This is a genomic window from uncultured Microbulbifer sp. (genome assembly GCF_947504145.1).
GTDB lineage: Bacteria > Pseudomonadota > Gammaproteobacteria > Pseudomonadales > Cellvibrionaceae > Microbulbifer.
In genome coordinates this window covers 77,603-100,469 of record NZ_CANNGQ010000001.1, presented here as the reverse complement: position 1 = coordinate 100,469, position 22,867 = coordinate 77,603, and the positions used below count along the sequence as shown (strand labels likewise).

Here is a 22,867-nt window from a genome sequence, read left to right as displayed (position 1 = left end):
AACCTTTTATTGATTCCCGTTGGTCAGTGCTTGCACTACCAGTTCCATACGCGCACTGCGGGAACCTTTCACCAGCACAGTGGTGTTTTCATCCAGCTCCGGCGCCAGTGCCCGGACCAGGGCCTCGCGCTCGGAGAAATTCCGTTGTTTCTGTTGATGCCCGGAGGCGAACTCGATACTTGCCGCCGCGCTCAGGGTGCCGAGCGTAAACAGCTGATCAATACCGCGTTCCAGCGCCAGCCGGCCCATATCGCGGTGCGACTGGTCCGCTTCCGGGCCAAGTTCCGCCATATCCCCGAGCACCAAAATTTTCTTGCCATCGCGCTGTGCCAGCAGTTCGATCGCTGCGCTCACCGAACCCGGATTAGCGTTGTAGCTGTCGTCGATGACCGAGGCACCGGAACCGCTACTGAACGACTGCATGCGCCCACCCACGCCTGTGAGCGCATTGAGGCCTTCGGCAATCTCCGCAACAGGGATGCCGGCTGCAAACGCGCAACCCGCTGCGACCAGCGCGTTATGCACATTGTGCTCACCCAGCAACTGCAATTGCACCGGATGGGATACACCCTCGATCACCAGATCGAAAGAGGCGCACCCCAATGCATTCAATTCGATGTTTTCCGGGTGTACCGCACATTGATGGCCGAATCCGACCTCCAGGGTGCGCACACCGTCGGGCATTTCACCGCGCCAGTAGTTCGCGTAATTGTCATCCGCATTGACGACTGCAATACCGCCATTTTGCAGGCTGGTATAAATCTGTCCTTTCGCAGTGGCAATACCGTCCACGGAGCCGAAGCCCTCCACATGGGCGGGCATCACATTATTCACCGCGGTAATCTGCGGCTTGGCAACACTGCACAGATAGCCGATTTCATCCGGGCCACTGGCTCCCATCTCCACAATCAGCACCTGGTGCTCGGGCGCCAGGGAAAACAGAGTCATGGGTACGCCAAAATGGTTGTTCAGGTTGCCGCGGGTCACGCACACGTTATGGTGCTGACCGAAAATTGCCGCGAGCATCTCTTTTACCGTGGTCTTCCCACAGGAACCGGTAATCCCGATCACCGGGCCGGTAAACTGTTCGCGGCACAGCAGGCCTATCTGACCCAGGGCGACGGTGGTATCGGACACCAGCCACTGCGGCAGGTTCGAACCTTGAATGACCTTTTCGGTAACAACACCCAGGACGTTACCGTCCACTTCGTTCAGAAAATCGTGCGCGTCGAAGTTTTCTCCGCGCAGGGCAACAAACAAAGCGCGGGGATCCAGCTTGCGCGTATCCGTGCACACCGCATCGAAATCGACGGAGCCATTGATCAGCTCGCCGCCAAACCGTTGTTGCAACTGCTGCAGTGAAAACGAGGCAATCATCAGCGGCCACCCTTCAGTTCTCGCGCAGCGCGCTTGGCAAGTGCGGCTGCCGCCTGCTCGCGATCGCAAAAATGCAACTTTTCGCCGGCGATCAACTGATAATCTTCATGGCCTTTACCCGCAATCACCACCGTATCACCGGCGGCGGCGTGATCAATGGCGTATTGGATCGCTTCGGCCCGGTCCAGTTTCACGGTGCAGTGCTCATCGTTGGCACCGCCAGCGATACCCTTAATAATTTCCTCGACGATGGCTTGCGGATCTTCACCGCGCGGATTGTCACTGGTAACCACCGTGTAGTCTGCAAGCTCGCTAGCGATACGACCCATCGGTGCGCGCTTGCCATTGTCGCGATCGCCACCACAGCCAAATACGCACAAGAGCTTGCCGCGGCAATAGGGGCGCGCTGCTTCCAAGGCCGCACGCAGTGCATCCGGTGTATGCGCATAATCCACCAGCACATTGACCTCACCCGCTTCGCTCGCGACGCGCTCCATACGTCCGGGAACCGGCTGAATGGCCGGAAACTCAGCCAGAATGTCTTCCAGCGGCATGCCCGCAGCCGCGACTGCAGCAACCACCGCCAGCATATTGTGAATATTGAAGTCACCGATCAGCGGTGCGCGCAGTTCGCCTTCTCCCCAGGGGGTAAGCAGCTGCACCGAAAAACCGTCATCCAGACGCTTCAGGTTGCGCACCTGCAGATCGCCGGTCTGCATCCCGTAGGTAATGACTTTGAGACCGCGCAGTTTGCAGCGTTCTACCATCTGCGCACCAAACGGGTCGTCGATATTAATTACGCCGCGCTTCAGCTTGGGCAGGCCAAAAAGTTTTTCTTTGGCCGCACCGTACGCCGCCATATTGCCGTGGTAATCCAGGTGATCGCGGGTCAGGTTGGTGAACACCGCCGTATCAAATACCAGACCGTGCACACGCCCTTGCGACAGGGAGTGCGACGAAACTTCCATCGCCGCAGCGCGCGCGCCATCCGCGTAAAAATCGGCGTAGTCTGCCTGCAGTCGCACCGGGTCAGGCGTCGTAAGACCGGTCTCCTGCAGAGCAATATCACCATCCTTCCACACACCGTTGCCGATGGTGCCCATTACGGCGGCACTGCCAAAATATTTTGCCAGTAATTGTGCAGTGAGATACGCACAGGTGGACTTGCCGTTGGTACCCGTCACGCCCACCAGATACATGGACTCGGACGGGTGGCCGTAAAAACGCGCCGCGATTTCCCCGACCCGCGCCGCAAGCCCAGGCACGGTGACTACCTGAACGCCACTGCGCTCTTCGCACCCCAGGGCGTCACCGTCGGCTAGTACCGCCGCGGCACCGCTATTGATGGCGGCATCGATAAATTCGCGACCGTCCACAACGGTGCCGCGCAGCGCCATAAATACATCGCCGGATTTCACCTGGCGGCTGTCCAGCGCCACGCCTGAAACCTGAGTATCGGGAATACCCGCATAGCCCGGCACCAGAGTGGCCAGGGAGGCTTTGCGGATCTGTTGTTCGTTGTGCTGGGTCACGATGCAGTACCTCTTTCGTCCAGCTGTGTCGCCAGCTGCTGCTCTGCAGGGGCGACTTTTTCCGGCGGCACCTGCAGCAGGCGCATAGCACCGGTCATCACTTTGCCGAATACTGGCGCGGCCACTTCGCCGCCGTAGTATTTCGCGTGGCTCGGATCATCAATCACGACCACAGCCGCCAGGCGCGGATTGTCTGCCGGCACAAAACCCGCAAACACCGAGCGATAGCGGTTGTCCGCGTATCCTTCGCTACCCACCTTGTGCACGGTGCCGGTCTTGCCCGCCACCCGATATCCGTCGACGGCAGCGCGCTTGCCAGTACCACCGGGGCCAATCACGGTTTCCAGCATGGCGGTTACCTGTAGAGCCAACGCTGACTCGACCACACGCTCACCATTACTCGACGCCTTTTTCCCCTGCTCCAGAATCAGCGAAACCGGGCGCTTGAGCCCGGCATTGGCGACCACACTGTAGGCTTGGGCCAGTTGCACGGCATTCACCGTTAAACCGTAGCCAAAGGCAAAGTTGGCCAGCTCAATGGGATGCCAACGATCCCGGGTGGGCAGAATGCCCGGCGCCTCCCCGGGGAACCCACTGCCAACCGCCTCGCCCAGCCCCAGACGATAGAAAAGTCCGCGCAACGTTTCGGGCTCTAGGTCCATGGCAACCTTGGTGATGCCCACCTGGCTGGACTTGGTAATCACTTTGGTCAGATCTATCTCACCGTAATTCACCGGGTCCAACAGTGTTTTGCCCGGCAGACGGATGTAACCGGGGCTGGTATTGATGCGGGTATGCGGTTGATAGCGACCAGTTTCCAACGCCGCCAAGGCCGTCAGCGGCTTGATGGTGGAGCCGGGCTCGAACTGATCGATCAGCGCGCGGTTACGCATCGCCGCAGCCTTCACCCCGTGACGATTGTTCGGGTTAAAGGAAGGCTGATTGGCCATCGCCAGCACATCGCCGCTCTGGGTATCCAGGATCACCATAAAGCCGGAAGCGGCGCCATTTTCAGACACCGCTTTCTTGAGTTCCCGATACGCCAGATATTGGAGGCGCATATCAATCGTGAGCTGAAGGTCCCGGCCAGGGCGCGCCTCCTGCTTGACGGCAAGATCCTGCACAGTGCGGCCCTTCAGGTCTTTCACCACCTGACGCTTGCCCGCTTCCCCCGCCAAGGATTGCTCGTACGCCAGCTCCAACCCCTCCTGACCGAGGTCGTCAATATTAGTAAAGCCCAGCAACTGGGCAGTGACTTCACCTGCAGGATAAAAGCGGCGGTATTCTTTTTTGCTGTAAACACCGGCGAGATCCAGCGCCAACACCTTGCCGGCCCGCTCCGGCGTCATATGCCGATGCAGGTACATAAATCCTTTATTGCGGTACTTTTTCAACCGTTTGGCCAGGCGCGTCGGCGGCGTACCCAGGGCCGATGCCAGCGCGCGCAACTCATCGGCACTCGCTTCTTTCAACAGCTGGGGATTGGCCCAGATGGTCTGTACCGGAGTACTCACCGCCAGCAACTCGCCGTTGCGATCGAGAATTGACCCCCGGTAAGCAGCAATTTCCTCGGTGCGGATGGTGCGTGCACGCCCCTGATCCTGCAGGAAGCGGTACCCCTTATCCTGCTCCGGAAGTACCTGCAAGCCCGCCAGGTGTACGATCAGGGCCACAGCCAGCAGACACAGCAGACCGGCCACCAGCGCAAAGCGCCAGCGGGCGATGCCCGGCTGTTGTTGCGGTTTTTTCACTGCACCCATGACTGAATGTTTCCCTGCGCGGATAGCGCACTCTTTATAATTTGCCACTTACCGGTGGAGCGTCTCCGCCCCATCGCAGCTGTATCTCCAACTGCCTGGACCCGCCTGTTGGCGGCCCCTTATTTTCGCTCCGCGCTCACCAGTACCCGCTCGGCGGGGGTTGGCGCGCGCATATTCAAATCTTCTCGCGCTATCTGCTCAATCCGGCTGTAGGCGGACCAGGCACCGCGCTCCAGCAACAGCCGCTCCTGCTCATAGCGCAGCTCATCGCGATGGCGCTGCGCCTGCTCCAGCTTTGCGGTCAGCGTGCGGCTCTGCTGGGTGGTGTGCACCACGCCCAGGGAGGACACCATCACCAGAACCCACAGCCCGGCAAGCAACCACTTATTCCCGCGAATTTCGCTCATTGCTTCTTTACTCAGGCCCAGCTCAAGCAAGCCGCTCGGCCACGCGCATCACGGCACTGCGGGAGCGCACGTTGTCGCCAATTTCCCCAGCCTCCGCTTTCACCGCCTTGCCCACCGAGCGCAGCGTCTTGTGAATCTGGCTATCCATCACCGGCAGACCGCGGGGCAACTGGGGCCCCTTTTCCTGGTCGCGAATAAACCGCTTAACAATCCGGTCTTCCAGCGAGTGAAAGCTGATCACTACCAGCCGACCACCGGGCTTCAGCAGAGTCAGGGACTTTTTCAGCGCTGCCTGAAGGTCATCCAGTTCACCATTGACATGAATCCGGATGGCCTGAAACACCCGCGTCGACGGATGCTTACCCTTTTCCCAAGCCGGGTTTGCCGCCTTGACCACTTCCGCCAGATCCAGAGTGCGCTCGAAGGGCTTTTCTGCCCGGCGGCGCACGATCGCACCAGCCATACGGCGCGCAAACCGCTCTTCACCGTACTCTTTAAACACCCGCACCATTTCCGCTTCGGACTCGGTGTTTACCCACTCCGCAGCACTGATGCCGCGGCTGGTATCCATGCGCATATCCAGCGGTCCATCCTGCATAAAGCTGAAGCCGCGCTCGGCCTGGTCCAGCTGAGGGGATGACACACCGAGATCCAACAGAATGCCGGTGACCTGTCCTGCTTCCGCCGCCTGATCCATATCTGCAAACGAGCCGTGCCAGATATCAAATCGCGACTCGCCGCCAAAACGCTCTCCGGCAAACTCAATGGCCTGAGGGTCTTTATCCACCGCCAGCAAGCGACCGGATGCATTCAGACGCTCCAGCACCAGCGCACTGTGGCCACCGCGCCCGAAGGTCCCATCGATATAAAAGCCGCCGGGATCCACCACCAGGGCGTCCACAGCTTCGCGTAACAACACACTGCGATGCAGATCTTGGGACACCCGCCTCTCCTGCGATTATGAAAAATTCGTTTAAAAGCACCTGCCCGCCAGGCCGGTCTACAGAGACAGTGAAGCCATTTCTTCCGGCATTTCGCCATCGCCTTCGCTATCGTCCAACCAGCTCATCCAGCGATCTTCACTCCACAGCTCCAGTTTTTTGCCCTGGCCTACCAGCATCAGTTTCTTCTCCAGACCCGCGTACTCGCGCAGGGTCGGCGGTATCAGCACCCGGCCATTGGCATCGACCTGCAATTCACAGGCATAACCGATCAACAACCGCTGAGCCCGGCGCGCCACCTTATTGAAACTGGACAGCGCCTCGATCTTTGGAAGAATTTCGCGCCACTGAGCTTCAGGATAGACCAGCAGGCAGCGCTCTTCCGTATGCGCCGTCACAACCAGCCGACCACCGCAATCTTCCAGCAGCGAGTCCCTGACCCGCGCCGGAATGGCCAGACGCCCCTTGGCGTCCATATTGATTGCGTGACTTCCCAGATACATAGATCAGGTTCCGCGATCGTTCCTGGCTGTGTTTTCGTTATGAGCGATGAAAAATTGTGCGATTTCAGCCGAATGGGCGTGATTAACCACTCACAACCACATTCACCCCACCAAGCCCCACAAAATTCCACTTTTCTCCACTTCAGACACTATAAATCTGGCCCACATAAAGTCAAGGAAATCGATGGTATCTACGGATAAAAAGCCCAGTATTTTCGCGGGCTGCAGGCGAAGTGGTTACATTTCAGGCAGGCGTGCAGGCGGGCAAATATTCAACAGAGCAAGTACTTACTTTTGCAAGCTCACAAGTTACTTTAAGTTTGCAAGGGAGCGCCCTGAAGGAAAAGAAAAAGTACTTTTGCGAGCGGGCACTAACCTGACACAACGCGCAAAAATGGAAATCACGCCAAAAACGAGACTCCCACCTCCAAGCGAAGCGCAAAGGAAATCGGCGTCAATCCAGCGAGTTAGAACGTGGGAGCATATAAAGATCAGCTTTTATTATTTTTAACCAAGTTCAACTCGCTGTAGCGTTGCGATATTCAAAATTCAGCAGGAATCCACAGCCATGGGCCTTTCAGCAGGACTGAGCAAACAGACCGCGACCTCCCGCACCTTCCACCACGGTGCCGACCTGGACGCGCTCAACCAACGCCTCAAAGGTGCCAAGCCCAGCGAAATCATGGAATTCACCATTGCCGAGGCTGAGAACCCGGTAGTGTTCACCAACTTCCGCCCACTGGCGGTCGCCTTCCTGCACCTGGTCACCCGCGCCAAGCCCGATATCCCCGTTATCTGGGTAGACCATGGCTACAACACGCCGGAAACCTACCGCCATATCGAGAATGTGATCCAGCTGCTGGACCTAAACCTGCACACTTTCTCGCCCAAAATGTCGGCGGCCCACTTCAACGCCGTACACGGCGGCATTCCGCCCCTGGACACCCCAGAGCACGACTTCTTCTCCCGCACCGTTAAGCTGGAGCCGTTCAATCGCGCCATGCAGGAACTGAAACCGGACGTCTGGCTGAACGGCATCCGTCACGACCAGAACGCCCACCGCAAAGGGCTGGATATCTTCACCAAGGGCAACCACGGCACCATTCGCGTGGCGCCCATGTTCCACCTCAAGGAGATTGATGTGGAAGAGTACGTGTACGAGAACGACCTGCCGGACAACGATGTGTACTTTGACCCCACCAAGGGCGAGGAGCATCGGGAGTGTGGGTTGTTACTGCAGAAGTAAGAGGGGATACGTAAACAGTGACCGCGGCGCGGTCACTGTTGCGCAGGAATAAGTCGAGTCAGCCGGTAAGCCGGGTTCTGTCGCGGACAATCATTCATCTGGGATGCCTGTCACCAGACACCTCAAGCGACCTACCCGCCCCCAGTGCGGGTCACACCTGCTAGCTTGCGCTAAGGGGGGCCTATTTGGTCTTGCTCCGAACGGGGTTTACCATGCCGCGGACTGTTACCCCAGCTCGACACTGCGATATTTTCAAAGGGTTGCACCGAACAACTGTAGCACACCCCACCCCCAACTTTGTACCAAATTCTGTACCACCCTCAGCTCCATCGGGATACACCCTGCTCAGGCAGCCCCCCCTAGTAAGCCGCTGCCCCATACCCCATCCGCACCCCTCCGCTCAAGCGAGTAGCCTTCCCGCCACACAAAGCACCCCCCTCTCAACGGACCCGACACCCCGGGATCAGCGTTCAGCCAGCCAGCGAAATCGGGCGAAGTAAAATAAGACTGATAGAAATCTATCAATTAATTAACAAACTGAATCTGAGAGGTCCCATATGCATTTCAGGAACCAAGTAGATCGAGCCGTAAAGCTTTGCGGCGGCCCAACCATGGTGGGTGTCGGCCTTGGAGTCGCCAACGCCACAGTCCACGACTGGATACGGAGGGGGTATGTTCCGAAGCTCTCTAGAGCAAAAGAACTAGCGGAGTTTGCAGAGATTGATTTTCGGCTTCTCCGGAAGCCAATTACACAATCGGAGGGTTGAAACCGGAGGCCTTCGCCCCAAATTCTCTGAGCCCAAAAACAAAAAAGCCCGGGACTGGTACTCGCCGGGCTCTTTCAGGAGATATGCTTTTACTATATGAGTTATTTTAACCTACAAAGCGCACAGAGCGCAAGTCCCTCGTCGGACCAGAACTACATAAGTGTCTTAAAAGATCGGCACAGTCCGGCCACTAAACAGTTCCACCTTCGTGAGAACGAGGTCCATAAAACTCCCTATAAAATGGGCAAGCTGTTCGCGTATCGGCGCTTCCCCATAAACTGCTTGCACGAAATGTATGGAATGATTCAGGCGCTAGCAGCAGAGCCTTTCCAGTTCATCGTCAGGGGCACACCCAGCGTCGATGCCGCAGTCAGCATAGAGCGGAACAAGGAAACGTTTCCAGAGAGCCCCGCCGGTACGCCCTGGGTGATGCTGGACTTTGACGGTATTAACCTCCCCGAGGAAATCGACCCCGTTTCCACCGAGGCGGTCGAGCATGTAGTCAACAAGCTTCCTGAAGAGTTTCACAGCTCCAGCTACATTTACCAGTTCAGCTCAAGCGCCGGAATATTGAACGCTGATGGCACCCCACTGAAGCCGGGTCTTAGCGTTCACGTGTTTTTCTGGCTATCTAGTAGGGTCAACGGCCAGGCGCTCGCGGATTATTTATGTCATCACTGTCTTACCACCGACTTTTACTCTCTAGCCACCAGCAAAGCAGGTATTCCCGAGCTCAAGTATGGCATCGACATCTCTGTGATCCGCACAAGTTGCCAGCCACACTACACCGCATCGCCCATTATTGGGAAGGGCATTCAGACAAGCCTTACCCCCAACCAACGTCTAGGCCTCATCGAGAAGAGCAGTGACAGCGTATCCCTGCCCGATTCTCCGAAGTCACTTCGCTTCACCGTCGAGCGGCTAAAGAAGCAGCTGCGCCGCGAGTGGTACAGCGCGAATGGCTATACAGAAAAAACTCATCGCAGCCACTCGGCCCGGGGTAGCAGTTCTGTGACCTACTATCAGCGGCCGCACAATGCCCCTCAGACCGGGAGAATTCTCGACGACTACAAACTCGCAGGAGCAGAGAATGAGTTCTGCATCTTCTACTTCGACGACGAAAATACACCCGGCAGCTGGTACGTCGGGAATAAAACTCCGACCATCGCTAGGCGCTACGGCGACGGCGAGACACTGCCGCTGAAAGAGCTCTCCGAGGACGCATACCGCCTCGTGGCACATGACCTGAGATGGTTTTTCGATATCGCTTCCTACCAGCATACCCTAACGGCCGCGGGTTACCTGCCAGATATTAGCAGATTCGCCAACAGTCAGATCAACCTAATTAAGGCCCCCACGGGTTCCGGCAAAACCACTGCTACCGTGCGCTGGATCCAGGCTGGGGGTCAGCCGGTCATCTACTGTGCCCCCACCAAGGCTCTGGTCAAGCAAATGGAAAGTGATCTGGCAGAGTCTGGGCTTTCAGTAATTCACTACAGGGAACTACAGCGATTAGTCCCCGGGTCCGCTATAGACTGCGTCGTATCGACGAACAAGTCCCTACCGAAAGTGATCGATGTTCTATGTGAGTTCAGGAGAGGGGTTCGGCTCGTCATCGATGAGATTCACCAAAGCCTGGATGAATTCATGGAGACCAGCACAAGTAACATGGCCCTAGAACGCGCCATGAAGAAGGCAGACAAAACCCTGCTATTGACCGGCACAATCACGGAGCTGCAAATCTCGAAAATTGTAAACCTCGTCAATCACGCCTTCGAAAGGATGGATCCCCAACTGCTGTCTATTCACGAGTTTGCGCCAGTCAAGCGGAACATCCTCGAGCTTCACCAGGAACGGTACTGGTATCACGACGTTTTCGAGCTACTTAGCTCACTACAGGAGCGGCGAAGCAGGGGCGAAGCGGTTCCTCGTACGGTGTTAATCACGTCTAGCTCAAAAATGGCCATTTACGAGCAACTGGTCGATCAACTCCAACTGACAGATCTGTCTACCATCGTCTCCAGCAAGGAGTCCTATGAAGATGAAGTGTGGAGCGCTCGAATCAGTGACAGGCCGATCCTGATAACCAGTCCGGTGTTCTCCCTTGGCATCAACTTCACCTTCCACCCAGAAACGCTCTGGGTATCCCTGGGACGTCTCGATGTTGACTGCAACCAAATCATTCAGGCAGTGAATCGGGGGAACCGATCCGCCATAGCGTGCGCCACCCGGCTATATGCCTACAACACGATTGAGGCCATGCCGTCAGCCCCGACATACCTCATGGAAAAGCTCAACGTAGAGGAAGACTTCCTTCGTGAAGCCTCCATTCCTGGGCTGCTGGAAATGCACACACAGATTGACCGGGCAACATACCGCCAGCTACGGAAACTCGAACAAAACACTGCGACCTCACTTGGTCAGCTCGTCCGTGAAGACAGTATTCAGAACTACACCTTGCGCGATCTCATGGAACGGCCGGCACCACCGGCAAAAGATGTGCAGGAAGCAGTGGCGGAACTGAAAAAGCACGCCCGGGACCAGTATGAGGAGGCCATAGCAGAGGCATCCTCTAGATACCGGGTCATCGAGGGATGGGAAGCTTTCCTGTACTTAGAGCGCCTATGGCAAGAAATGGCCGACTACCGAGCCACTGAAACGCGTCTACAGCGAGAAATCGAAACCGACAAACTCGCGATCCTAAAGAGCTATACCGGGCTGCAAGTACCGACGGCGTTGCGGAATATTTCTCCTATATCCATTTTAAGACTATCTGGTCATGCACTCCCGTATCTAAGTGATCAGTACCATCGGGACCGCTTCCCCGAATGGAAAACTGTAGCGGCCGAAAAAATTGGGAAGATTCGGCTCCTGGTTGTGAAGCTGAACGAGCTATTCGCGGAGGAGCTCGAAATGAATGGCTTTTGCCTTGCAGTCCGTCGAACTGGCCAACTTCGAGAAGCGATTCTGGCGCTTGCCCAGAATGAGAAAGATTATCTCCTAGTACGCCGCCAATTAAAGGACATCGAAGCAGCGTGCGACGTGGTCCGCCGGAGCAATACGCCAAGACACAGGGCTGCCGCTGAATCCACTGTACTGGACTTTGTGAAGGGTCGCTTTAGCGCTTGGGGAATTGGCTTTTACAGGGGGCCAGACGGAAAATATGACTATCGGATGCCCCTCAAGCCCCCCTTCTGGAATGCCGCACGCTTTCTCTTCGACCTTGACCACCTGCAAAGCATCTTGAAGAAATACGGCATAGGGCCCGAACGCCCGGCCCTCGATGGCACCATTCTGCGGGAGCTTGAGGACGAACCGGAACGCCCGAGACGAATCTGCGAGGATTGCATCTTCTTCCGTGACAATAGCTGCGTTCGGGGTATCCCGACTGACTGGCAAGACGGAGAGGTTGGCGTAGGACATGCCACTGAGTGCGACGAAAAACGGAAAATTCCCGCTAAGTTGTTAGCCAGCCCTCATCACATAACGCACACTTTTGTTTGATTATTGTGCGACAGTAACTGGTTCAGGCCCCCGGCTCACGGGGGCTTCTGCTGATTTTGCAAAACTAAGTAGTAGAAGAAGGGGCCGCCCATGCACACTTGCGCAGGGTGCGCTAGGCGGCTCGGTATTTCTTGAAATTCTCCGCCTGCTCAAAAATTTCCTTGTAGACCTCGTCCCTGTCAACTGGCGGGTAGCCATATTTAGCCAGCAGCAAAATCAACCCCACCTTCAGCTCTGCTTTGATATCGTCACGCTGGCTCCAGTCGGTGTACTTGGCTTTGTCATCCACCACGTTTTTCACCGCCTTCGATAGCTCCAGCAGCTTGTCTTCCGGGTAGGTGAAATCGTATTTGATCGCCAGCTTTTTCAGGATGTCGTAAAAGGCTTTCTCCTCCAGATCGATACCGAGATCGGCGAAGGATTCTTTTTCCTGCTTCAGTGCCTGAATCAGATCAATAATCTCATCGGAGAAGTCTTCCAGCACCTCGCTCACCAGCACATCGTCTTCCTTGCGCTCGTTATAGTGGTCAACCAGCTTGCGGAACTTCTCGGAGAAATCCATCCCCTTGGTCCTATTGATTTTCTTGAAGTCCTCAATCGCCGTGGCCAGTAGCTTCTGCAGCAGCTTGATCTTGGTGTTGGGCAGCTTTATTTTTTCGATCTTGGCCAGGTAATCGTCAGTGAAGATATCCGTTTCACCGGAGTCTTCCTCACCCAGCTTGAAGATTTCTTCCACCCCGTCGGCCTTGAGGGCCTCCGCGATCATCTCACGTACTCGGGCATTCATCTGAGCCAAGTCGGGGGCGTCGCCCTTGGTGAGCTTGAACACGATCGAGCGTACCGCGAGGTAAAAGTGAATCAGGTCGCGTTCGGCCTGGCCGATGGCCTCAGAACCACAGCAGATGTCGTAGGCCGCCTTGAGACGCTTTACTAGCGCCATAAAGCGCTTTTCGATCTTGTCGGTGAGCTGCACATACTCCGCGGCCATATTAAGGCAGCTGAGTTGCTCAAGCGGGCTACCGATGAAGTAGGGCTTGCTGTCGAACTTGTGGAAGATCTTGCTCAACAGATCCAGGTGATCCTTGACCACAATTACAGATTGGGCGATCTCCTCGATATTCTGCTGGTCGGCCTTGTTGTAGTAGGCCAGGGCCAGGTTCATTTGCTTTTTGATGCCAATGTAGTCCACCACCAGGCCCTTGTCCTTGCCCTCGTACTTACGATTGACGCGGGAGATAGTCTGGATCAGGTTGTGCCGCTGGATCGGCTTGTCGATATAGATCGTATCGAGGAAGGGCACATCGAAGCCTGTGAGCCACATATCCACCACAATGGCGATCTTGAAATTCGATTTGGCATTCTTGAACTGGCGGTCCAGCTCCTTCTGGTACTCCTTGGTACCCAGCATGTTATAGAGTGCCTTTTCGTCATCCTTGCCCCGGGTCATGATCATCTTGATCCGGGCCATGGGCTTGATCTCTTTGCGCTCCTTGTCCGAGAGTTCCGAGCCCTCTTCTGCCGCCAACACGTCATTCCACTGCGGGCGCAACTCCACCACTTCCTGCCAGAAGCTGTAGGCGATTTCGCGGCTGCTGCACACAAACATCGCCTTGCCCTTGATAGTGGCGCCCTCTTCCAGGCGCTTTTCATAGTGGTGGACAAAATCAATCGCTAGCGCTCGGATTCGATCGGGATCACCGAGGATCGCATTCATATTGGCGCTGGTTTTTTTGCTCTCCTCGATCTGGTATTCGCTAGTGCCAGCTTCCGCACACTCCCCGTAGTACTCTTCGATCTCCTTGAGTTTGTCGTTGTCCAGCATCAACTTAGCCGCGCGCCCCTCATACACAATACGCACGGTAATTTCGTCTTTCACGGATTCCGTCATAGTATAGCTATCCACCACCGGACCAAACACGTCCAGCGTGGCATCGATGGGGGTACCGGTGAAGCCTACATAGGTGGCGTTAGGTAGAGAATCGTGCAGGTATTTAGCAAACCCGTAAGTCCGCTTTACCCCCTTTTCAGTCACTCGCACCTTCTGGTCGAGATTGATCTGGCTGCGGTGGGCCTCGTCACTGATGCACACTACATTGGAGCGGGTCGTCAGCAATTCTGTGTCTTCGGTAAATTTATGAATGGTGGTGAGGAACACCCCTCCGCTTGCCCTTCCTTGAGGAACCAAGACACTTTCGGAAGTCTGCCCACCCAGAAGGTTCCGTAATTCTGACCGGCTCTCGACACTGACGATCAGGTCATCACCAATGAATCCCTTGGCTTTGACAAACTGACCGGAGAGTTGGTCGTCGAGGTCGGTGCGATCCGTAATCAATACCAGCGTAGGGCTCGCCATTTCCACGTCACGCATCAACAAGCGGGACAGGAACAGCATAGTAAAGCTCTTGCCACAACCGGTAGCACCAAAGTAGGTTCCGCCCTTTCCGTCACCTTGGGGCTTACGCTGCTGCTTGATATTCTGGTGCAGTTTGGTTGCCGCATAGTATTGCGGGTAGCGGCAAACGATTTTCTCCTCTCTGTTAGATACGTCTGGGAAGTAGATAAAATTCCGAATCACATCCAGCAAGCGGCGCTTATCAAACAGTCCGTGAATGAGCGTATACAGAGAGTCGATACCGTCCTTTTCGACCGTTTCGTCCCCGTTAATTTTTCGCCAGGCATAGAAAAATTCATACGGCGCAAACACGGAACCCATTTTGTTGTTTACGCCATCCGAGATGACACACAGAGCGTTGTACTTCATCAGCTCAGGGATATCGCGAGCGTAGCGAGTAGTCAATTGCTTCCAGGCGTCGAAGATGGTGGCGTTTTCGCGAATCGCACTTTTAAACTCGAACACCACCAGCGGCAGGCCGTTGATATATAGAACGGCATCAGGGATGCGCTTCTCGCTGCCGACAATTTCAAGTTGGTTAACAACTCGGTAGATGTTTTGCTCACCGTAGGTGGGGGGCTTTTCCGTAAGCAGAGTATCCAGTTCCCCTTCTTCGGGGATACGCTGCTCTGGCAGACCCGTATAGTCGATCAGCTGGACATATAAATCTTTCTGGGTCCGGTCTTCTCGCTTGAGCAGTAGACCGTCTGCCACCCGCTTATGGATCTTTTTGTTGCTGTCGTACAAATCCGTAGCGGGCAGCCGTTCCAGTTCGGCAATTATTGTTTCTATTTCTGCTGTAGTAATCTTTTCGTCGGCATAGCGCTTGCTGAGAAACGCCCGCAGGTCGTCTTTCAGTAGCACCTCACTGGGTGCGATCGCCAATGCGCTGCCTTGGGTATAGGGGTAACCTTGCTGCTCCAGCAACTGGATAATGGCCTGTTCGAGTTTAGCCTCAGTAAAGCGCATACCTGTTTGCCTTATATTTGATCATTGTGCGTTTTTTATAATCTGACGGGCTTACAACATTTTTTGGTAGCCCTTCGTGTGCCAGGCCCCTTCTACTTGCTGATGCTTGGGCTTCCCTAAACCACTGGCCCTACTCCGCCAGTCGGGCTTGGTAAGCAGTAGAAAGCAGTATATACCGCTGAATGGTAGGCAGACTCCCATGACATCTGCTCAGGGGGGATGGCAGCTATCGCTGGTCCGCCAGCGACTTAAAGCTGCAAATAGCCCTCGCCGTTAACAGGTAGCTTAGCTAGAAGCCTTCAAGTTATACAGACTGTGACCACAATAACTATGTGGCTGCAGCAACCCGTGTTTCCTCAGTTGCGAAATCCTCAAAGCGGGTACCGTTGATAGCTGGCCACGCTCCTTCACATTTACTCTCTGCCGTTGCTCCACCCAGCCCTTCTCTAGCGAAAACCCGAACCAATTGTTGTATTTGGGATACCACGTCGAAGCCCTTGGTGATCTCCCTTACCTTACCGATTTGCTCAACAACATTACCATTCAGGTGATTAATGCGAAATAGATCGAGCGCCATATTCACGGCCTCAATTTCCGCACCATGAACACTTCGTGATTGATTCATCCACCAGTGATTTTCTGACAATAACGCTCGTATTTGAAGAACCAACTGATCAGCTCGAAGGTGATTAACGGCAATTAGCTCCAAATAGTCATCCACGATCCCTAGAAACCGACTTTGTATCCTAGGTTCACTTGGGAATTTTCCATCGTAGAATTCAGAAAATACCCGATAAAAACATAAGCCGACTATATCATCCGCCAATTTCGTCGCACTAATTTCGCAGGGAGCTTCCTGTATCCGCCGATGATGGCGCAAGGGAAGAGAGACCTCTTCGATCTTCACCCCCATATTTTTGACCATATGAATCGCGGAAATAAAATCGCTTCGCCTGGCCTGCGTCGATAAATCGCCAACTTCAATAGACACCGACAGATTCGGAACATCCACAAGCAGAGACAGCTTCCTGTACAATGCAATACCGCCCCGCCTGTAGCTAATACTACCAGCGGTTTCATTCCACGCTTTCGATGAAGCCAGCAGTGGCCGACTAATATTAGCCTGCTCGTTCAGATATTGAATATCGCGGAGAAACACGCTAAAGACTTCTGCAACTTTACTCCCTTCTGCCCCCGAATCCGGCTGCCATATGACGGGGCACTCCAGGTGATCGAAACGAGCAGACGAAAAATCGTAGTAATAATCATCTCCATTGATCACTTCTTGGAGTTGACGGATATCCGCATCAAAGTCTTGCCCTGGTGCTACGGACGAAAAATTTAGCAGCGTATAGTAAACATCCACAAGCTGTGTACGTAGAGAGCTGTAGAACGGTAACGCCGGCGCATCCGAGTACGGAGAAACAATGATGTCCGCATCGGAATTTCGAATTAATGAGCTGATTTTCCCGAGAAAATTTAGCCTTCTGCTCCCCAGAGTGCCGTCTTCTATGCTGAGCGATTCGAACTGTAGGTCATCATCAAGTATTAACACCTTACAGTCGGATCCCTGTTTTTTTGCCTCTTCCCAGCTAAAAAAATGAAGCAGGCTTCTAGAAAATGCTATTGACTTCCGACCAATTGCACTGAAATCAAATACAGAACTGTGAGGAAAGCAAGCATAGCGTTTTTCCTGCTCAGCTAGATCCACGAGACGAACAGAAAAATTTTTCGGGTAAACCTCCTGTAAAGCAGCCTTTATTTCATCATCACAACCGCCGTTAGTTAACAGTAGATACTGCACCTGTCCGTCAAACTTCTGCTCTTGCTGAATCTGCCGCTCGATAGACGTTATTTGGCTTCTCACATTCCGCGCACAGGATGAAGTCACACCAATTACCAACTTCACTGGCGGCTCATCTTCATAAGTTTTGTAGCTATCGGCTTGCGGAATGGCGTTAGGGGAACACTGCCTGCGGTAGCCAAATAGGCGCTCAGCTCTCTCAAAAGAGGCTTCTCGGGTTTCCGCATCCATACGTGGCGCGTACTTTTCATAGAAAAGATCCAGCCCCTTGCGCTTACCCACCTGACAGAGGGTAACCCGCTCGCCAGTGTGTGCATGGTGGCGAAGCAATGGCCATTCGTTGACCAGAATCTTCTTTCCACGCAATTTACTTACTTCCAGTACGCGAATCGCGAAATCTCGATCCTGAGTACTGGGCATGGATTCATCGTACCCCCCCGCCTGCCAAAACGCTTCGGCTTCGATAAATGTATTACTACCCTGCCAGCCGGGGTTGCCAATAAAAAATTCATCGAACGTCAGGTGCTCTGGAAGAATATGAATCGGCTTATCCACTCCAAGTTCATAGCGATGGAAAGCAGAGACAACAGCCATTGCGGTAACATTTTCCTCAGCCACTCGCCTGCAACAGCTGGCCAAGTACTGCGGATACCATTCATCATCGTCATCCAAAATAGCAAAATAGAGTGGCTCGCTAGTTGATCGACTCCTCCACGCTGCCATCGCACCGCTATTCCAGGCACCACTCCCAGAACGTCCCCGAGTTCGGGAATTTCGGATTACCTCAGTTTTGAACCAGTGATCAGGTATACCGCCGGGAAATTTCGACGCGAAATATGCTTCGCGAAATCTTTTTACCCTTTGTCTGATCGAAAGATATTCTTCGTCACACGCGTTGTCATCTACCACATAGATACGCCACGGGCTCACCCCTTCCTGTGCATACACAGATCGGAGTGATCGCTCAATCAAAAAATCAGTACGTCGCATTGAGGTTGCGATAATCACGGCAACGGATATTCTCAAGATGAACACCCCCAAGCGCCGCGTCCACATCTCAATTTACTTTCAGATAATCCACACGCTTCCAGATCTAGACCAAAATAGGTTTGCAAGGCTGACAACTGACTTGTGCGGTTCGATATTTGGATACGACGCGTAATCGCCCGATCCGAATAAATTCGCAACTCATCCCCTTTAAGGAAAAGAAAATCGTCATCAACGACTTGTGCATATCTCAATGCAGCACGGAATGGGTAAGAAATTTCTCCGTTAAAACGTTGATTAATGGCCGAAATCACCGCTGATTCCCGCTGTTTCTGCTTCGGTATACTCTGTGACAAGCTCTCTCTGCCCTCTTTGATTTGATACACATCTAGAAATTGATTACGCAGGCGAGTTTGAAACACGATACCGAAAGCCTTATAACGAACTTCACGGTCGGCGGGAAAAAGGCGAAAGCTCGGCCAGCCATTGCCGACATCCGCGTAATAGACACCATCGTCCAGCTCCAAGGCCAATACTCGGTGACAGAGCTGGTCGTTGATCCAGGAATTGTGCAGTCGCGCGCTCACATTGGCACACTGTAAGCGAGTCCTTAACGCCAATACCTTATCAGAGCAGGTACCCCCACCTAGTGCGCGAGAAGGGATACACCACTCCAGATAAAATAGATTGTGAAAAGGTGTGGCCTGAAACTCGTCCAAGATCATCTGTTCGATTTCACTGATCGAAAGTTCGCGATTAATCATTTGTGATCGGTACCACGCCGATCGATGATGTCGTCAAAAGTCGGATAGGCAGAAAAATACGGATGTTCTTCATGATCTTCGCCAATGAAACTGTCCGAAAAGTGCATGCACCATATTTTTCGTAACGCTTCCCGTTCCGAGCATCCGTTCTCACGTAGGTGCCTAACCACCAATGCGCGCATTCCACTGCCCACATCACAAGAGATCTTGCGGCGCAAGGATATCTGTTCCGGCAATAGTCCATTTACGGCTTCACGCAACACCGCTTTATTGATACAGCCGCTGTCGGTCCAGCGGTAAAGATCGTCAAAACACAGAGCTAATGCCCAGGTGCAGATTTCACGGTCGAGAAAAGGACAGCGGGTTTCAATGGCATGGGCCATACCGGTCAGGTCGATACGCCGCAACTCAGTGTTGCGAAGATCCGCCAAAAGCTGGTTACGTGTTTCGGCCCAGGGATCATTTCTGCGGTAGTAATGATATCCACCAAACAATTCGTCGGCCCCTTCACCTGACAACACCAACTTCAGTCCATCTTCGCGAGCGGCCTCCGCCAACAGATAGGTACAGATGCCATTGCTAATGACAGACGGGTTGTAACTTTCGGTGACGTAGACAACCTTGTGAATCAGTTCTGTCAGCGCCTCCCCGTCGGGAAGGGTCAAGTAGCGCACCTGCTTGAGCTTGAGGTGATCTGCCAACAGCCGTGCATTGTCGCCATCCCCAGCACTAGGCGCGCTCAGGCAGTAATAGCGGGCATCAGAACGAAGGTTACTGACCAGAGCAGCGATCGCCGAGCTATCCAGGCCTCCACTCAGAAACACACCAACTGGCTCACTAGCTGCCGGCAGGCGCTTTTCAACCGCTCGAGTTATCAACGCGCGCAGCTCACTAGGTTTGACACCAGCGGCTAAAGCTACCGGAGTAGAAAGGTTAGTCTCGAGCTCGCAGTCTGGCGGCATTGTCCAAAGCTTCGTACAGTTTCCGGTTTTCAGATCGATTTGACTGATGCCCGATGGCAGTGCCGCAAACTCATCGACTCGGTCGAGAGCCTTGAGTTCACTGGTGATAAAACACTCCGATCCCGAGCGCCCCCAAAAAAGCGGCTTTTTTCCCATAGCATCGCGCAAGATAATCAAGCCGTTGTCTTGCTCATTAAACACAACACCGGCGAAGAATCCGTCCAGCTTCCCCAAAGCTGCCACGCCCAGCTTTTCCACCAGGGCCGGTACTACATGGCAATCGTTAGTGGATGCAAGTTTCAGCTGATAACGCTCCCGCAACTCGGAGGCGTTATAGATTTCGCCATTGATAGCTGCCACATAGCTGCCAACGCAGTAAGGCTGTCGCCCTGCATGGGATTTGTCATTGATTGCCAGCCTGGCAAAACCCAGGCTCAGAGCGCCGCTATTCCAGTGGTACTGGGCATCAGGGCCGCGGTGGGCAAGCCGTTGCAGGCATCTTGGTAGTCGTTCGCCGGCACGAGGGCCGTACAGCAATACTAGGCCGCACATGGTGTCTCTAGCGCCCTAGTTAATTTAGAACACCAGGTCAAAAATCGATCAAACAACGTGAAATATTGCTCAAGCAATTCCAAGCTGATGGATTCGTTGTCGCGGTGAATACGGGCCGAATAATCGTTGGGTCCAAAACCCAAATAAAGACTGCCACCGGGGAGGTTTTCGATCAGCGGGCAGGGGCCGAATTTGGATAGCGTGCGCGTCTCTACCCGTGCCTTGCCGTCGTACAGCATGCTGTTAAGCGAAGCGACCAATGACTCGCCGTTCCCAGTAGTTATCGCCTCGCCCTTCTGGAATATCAACGGCGCACCATCGCGGTAGTAGCCGGTCTCCTCAATGCAGAGACTATTTTTGAATGGGGCCAGCTCATCCGGAAATAATTCGTGGGCCAGCGGCGCACCCACTTCCTCCTCCCCCTGAATCAACCAGAGCATGCTCGGCAGCGCCTCGCCCCGAGCCACACGCGACTCAATCACCGAAAGCCTGGCCAAAAGCACAGCCTTGTTGTCGGCAACACCGCGCCCCCACAGGCGACCATCCCGCTCCGTCAATTGAAACGGCGGCGATTGCCAGTCCTCCTGCGGGCGCACACGCTCCACGTCGTAGTGGTTGTACAGGACTAGGGGCGCCCCACCGGAATCCCCATACCGCGCCACTAACAGCGGTTGATCGGTCCGCGCCTCCCCCTTTACCTGTACATCAAAACCCAGCTTTTGCAGGCGCGCAAATAGATAGTTCACAGCCGCCCTGTTGGCTTGTTCGTTTCCGGTAACTGTTTCGAGGGCGACAAAATCAATTAATTCATCCAGGTACTGCGTCAGCACGGGTTACCTCTGCGTAAAACTGATCAAACTGGTTAGCCAGGTCTGATGCGCTGTGCGCAACACCATCGCAGGCGGCAATACCGTCAAAGTCATCGTGGTCATTGGTGTAGCGACACATACGCTTGAAATCAGCGTGTGCGCTGTAATAGACAGTAAGGAAGGCACGCTTGCACATGCTCAGAAAGAGCGCATCGCTATACGGCATTAGGTCGCGGCCAATATCGATAAACACCAGCCGGCTGTCGTAAGTGCAACGGAAGTTTTCCGCCTTCACATTGCTAAGACAACAGCCGGCGGTACGCATAGCGCGCAGGAATTCCACCATCTGCTGAGTCTGACCGCCTGTGTAGGGTTGTGAGGCAAAGTCCGGGTAATGGACAACCAGGTAGTCACCCCGGTGTACTTCGTACAGCGGTATCGGAGCGGATTCCTCGGGGAGCGGCGCCAGAGTCTGTGCGATGCCACTCAGGTGAGTAAACAACAGCATGGTGAAATCGCTGCGGTGGAACAGCTTGTAGATGCGCTGGCCACTTCGGAACACCGTGCCTTCAGAGCCTCGCCCCAGAAAGTCCAGCTCGCCACTGGCTGAGTTGTCGGTAAAGGTGGATTGCAGGTAGGCACGCAGTTCGGACTGGCAAACGGAGCTGGCCGCTATGCCGTCGTAACCCGGTAAATTCTGGCCTCGCAATTGCCATAGAAACCCCGCCAAAGCCTCCATATCGGGGCATACGGCTATGGCATCATCGCGGCGTTCGTCCAGCATTAATGTTTGCAGACGAGTATGCCAGCCCTCGCCGCCCACACAGGCAATGGGCTTTCGCATCTGCCAGGCCAGTGCGATCTCAGACAAAGTACCGGAACCGCCATCCAGAGCGATAACAGCATCGCAGGCCGCCATCAGCACTGTATTACGCGCGACACCCAACCCAGTAGGCAATACGATATCGACGTAGGGATTGGCTTCGGCCTTGTCATAGGAAGGCAGTATGCCAATCACGTCGCCGGGCTGGTGCCGGGTCGAACTCCGCGCGCCGCATGCCGCCTGCTCCATTACCCCGCCCATGCCGCCGTTGATCAGCCGGCAATCATTGTCGATCACCAACTTACCCACGTGAAAAGCAAGCGTCCGCTGCACCTCGCTCAGCTGATTGCTGGCCGATCCCACGACGGCGATCTGCAGTCGTCGGGTACTACTTAATTTATTCATCTGGCTAACTTACTTCGACCAGTTATTGTTCGAATCAAAAAATGCGTGTTTGATACAGCGGGTGGAGCCATCGAGCGAAACATTGGCGCTCAACAGCGTGCTGTCGTTGACGCTGCTCCAAATCTCGTCGATGACTTTGCCGGTATCTTGTATACCCACCAGGGAAAACTTCCCATGTTTATCCTCCTCTAGCCCCCAAAAAATATCGCCGTCTTGGGTATTGGCAAAGGCGCTGTAGGTATCCCAGAGGCCTTTCGGGCAGGCCCCCTTGCCGTCGCGGCCCTTCGCCAGCTTACATCCGACATCCGAGCTTTCTTTCAGGGCCGCAATATCTTCGGGACCGCTGATTTCAATCACGAACTG

15 protein-coding genes are annotated in these 22,867 nt (G+C 54.5%); 2 read left to right on the top strand and 13 right to left on the bottom strand.

The window, feature by feature from the left end; genetic code table 11:
- Positions 1 to 6: 6 nt before the first annotated feature.
- The 6 genes from murF to mraZ form a co-directional block, all read right to left on the bottom strand.
- Positions 7 to 1,377, bottom strand: coding sequence for a UDP-N-acetylmuramoyl-tripeptide--D-alanyl-D-alanine ligase (gene murF / locus Q1A74_RS00445; RefSeq protein WP_299591333.1), 1,371 nt, complete (start codon positions 1,375 to 1,377; stop codon positions 7 to 9).
- Entirely contained in the window at positions 1,377 to 2,909 is a 1,533-nt protein-coding gene (locus tag Q1A74_RS00440; RefSeq protein WP_299591330.1) for a UDP-N-acetylmuramoyl-L-alanyl-D-glutamate--2,6-diaminopimelate ligase, read from the bottom strand. Before Q1A74_RS00440 ends, murF begins: the two co-directional genes overlap by 1 nt.
- Entirely contained in the window at positions 2,906 to 4,669 is a 1,764-nt protein-coding gene (locus tag Q1A74_RS00435) for a penicillin-binding protein 2 (protein ID WP_299591328.1), read from the bottom strand. Before Q1A74_RS00435 ends, Q1A74_RS00440 begins: the two co-directional genes overlap by 4 nt.
- Positions 4,670 to 4,788: 119 nt before the next feature.
- The gene (gene ftsL, locus Q1A74_RS00430) at positions 4,789 to 5,076 is read right to left on the bottom strand and encodes a cell division protein FtsL (protein WP_299591326.1); all 288 of its coding nucleotides are present in this window, start codon (positions 5,074 to 5,076) and stop codon (positions 4,789 to 4,791) included.
- A 22-nt stretch (positions 5,077 to 5,098) separates the two neighbouring features.
- On the bottom strand, positions 5,099 to 6,019 hold the full coding sequence (rsmH, locus tag Q1A74_RS00425) for a 16S rRNA (cytosine(1402)-N(4))-methyltransferase RsmH (protein ID WP_299591324.1): 921 nt from the start codon (positions 6,017 to 6,019) through the stop codon (positions 5,099 to 5,101).
- Positions 6,020 to 6,076: 57 nt separating this feature from the next.
- Positions 6,077 to 6,520 (bottom strand): division/cell wall cluster transcriptional repressor MraZ, encoded by a 444-nt coding sequence (gene mraZ / locus Q1A74_RS00420; RefSeq protein WP_299591321.1) that lies wholly within the window; start codon positions 6,518 to 6,520, stop codon positions 6,077 to 6,079.
- Between the two features lie 568 nt (positions 6,521 to 7,088).
- Here mraZ and Q1A74_RS00415 point away from each other — a divergent pair.
- Both Q1A74_RS00415 and Q1A74_RS00410 read left to right on the top strand, forming a co-directional pair.
- Positions 7,089 to 7,766, top strand: coding sequence for a phosphoadenosine phosphosulfate reductase family protein (locus tag Q1A74_RS00415; protein WP_299591318.1), 678 nt, complete (start codon positions 7,089 to 7,091; stop codon positions 7,764 to 7,766).
- Between the two features lie 1,067 nt (positions 7,767 to 8,833).
- Positions 8,834 to 12,037, top strand: a complete 3,204-nt coding sequence (locus tag Q1A74_RS00410) for a DEAD/DEAH box helicase (protein ID WP_299591314.1) — start codon at positions 8,834 to 8,836, stop codon at positions 12,035 to 12,037.
- Positions 12,038 to 12,149: 112 nt separating this feature from the next.
- Here Q1A74_RS00410 and Q1A74_RS00405 read toward each other — a convergent pair whose 3' ends face one another.
- From Q1A74_RS00405 to Q1A74_RS00375, 7 genes are all read right to left on the bottom strand, one after another.
- Positions 12,150 to 15,398, bottom strand: a complete 3,249-nt coding sequence (locus Q1A74_RS00405; RefSeq protein WP_299591312.1) for a type I restriction endonuclease subunit R — start codon at positions 15,396 to 15,398, stop codon at positions 12,150 to 12,152.
- Positions 15,399 to 15,726: 328 nt separating this feature from the next.
- Entirely contained in the window at positions 15,727 to 18,192 is a 2,466-nt protein-coding gene (locus Q1A74_RS00400; RefSeq protein ID WP_299593804.1) for a glycosyltransferase, read from the bottom strand.
- A gap of 32 nt (positions 18,193 to 18,224) precedes the next feature.
- Positions 18,225 to 18,953, bottom strand: coding sequence for an arylamine N-acetyltransferase (locus Q1A74_RS00395; RefSeq protein ID WP_299591310.1), 729 nt, complete (start codon positions 18,951 to 18,953; stop codon positions 18,225 to 18,227).
- Positions 18,950 to 20,467 carry an asparagine synthase-related protein gene (locus Q1A74_RS00390; protein ID WP_299591308.1) on the bottom strand — a complete coding sequence of 506 codons (1,518 nt, stop codon included), beginning with the start codon at positions 20,465 to 20,467 and terminating at the stop codon, positions 18,950 to 18,952. The genes Q1A74_RS00395 and Q1A74_RS00390 overlap by 4 nt, the downstream gene beginning before the upstream one ends.
- Positions 20,455 to 21,297, bottom strand: coding sequence for a M20/M25/M40 family metallo-hydrolase (locus Q1A74_RS00385; protein WP_299591306.1), 843 nt, complete (start codon positions 21,295 to 21,297; stop codon positions 20,455 to 20,457). Before Q1A74_RS00385 ends, Q1A74_RS00390 begins: the two co-directional genes overlap by 13 nt.
- On the bottom strand, positions 21,275 to 22,504 hold the full coding sequence (locus Q1A74_RS00380; RefSeq protein ID WP_299591304.1) for a TIGR00725 family protein: 1,230 nt from the start codon (positions 22,502 to 22,504) through the stop codon (positions 21,275 to 21,277). Before Q1A74_RS00380 ends, Q1A74_RS00385 begins: the two co-directional genes overlap by 23 nt.
- Positions 22,505 to 22,513: 9 nt before the next feature.
- Positions 22,514 to 22,861 (bottom strand): RNA-binding domain-containing protein, encoded by a 348-nt coding sequence (locus Q1A74_RS00375; RefSeq protein ID WP_299591302.1) that lies wholly within the window; start codon positions 22,859 to 22,861, stop codon positions 22,514 to 22,516.
- Positions 22,862 to 22,867: the final 6 nt, after the last annotated feature.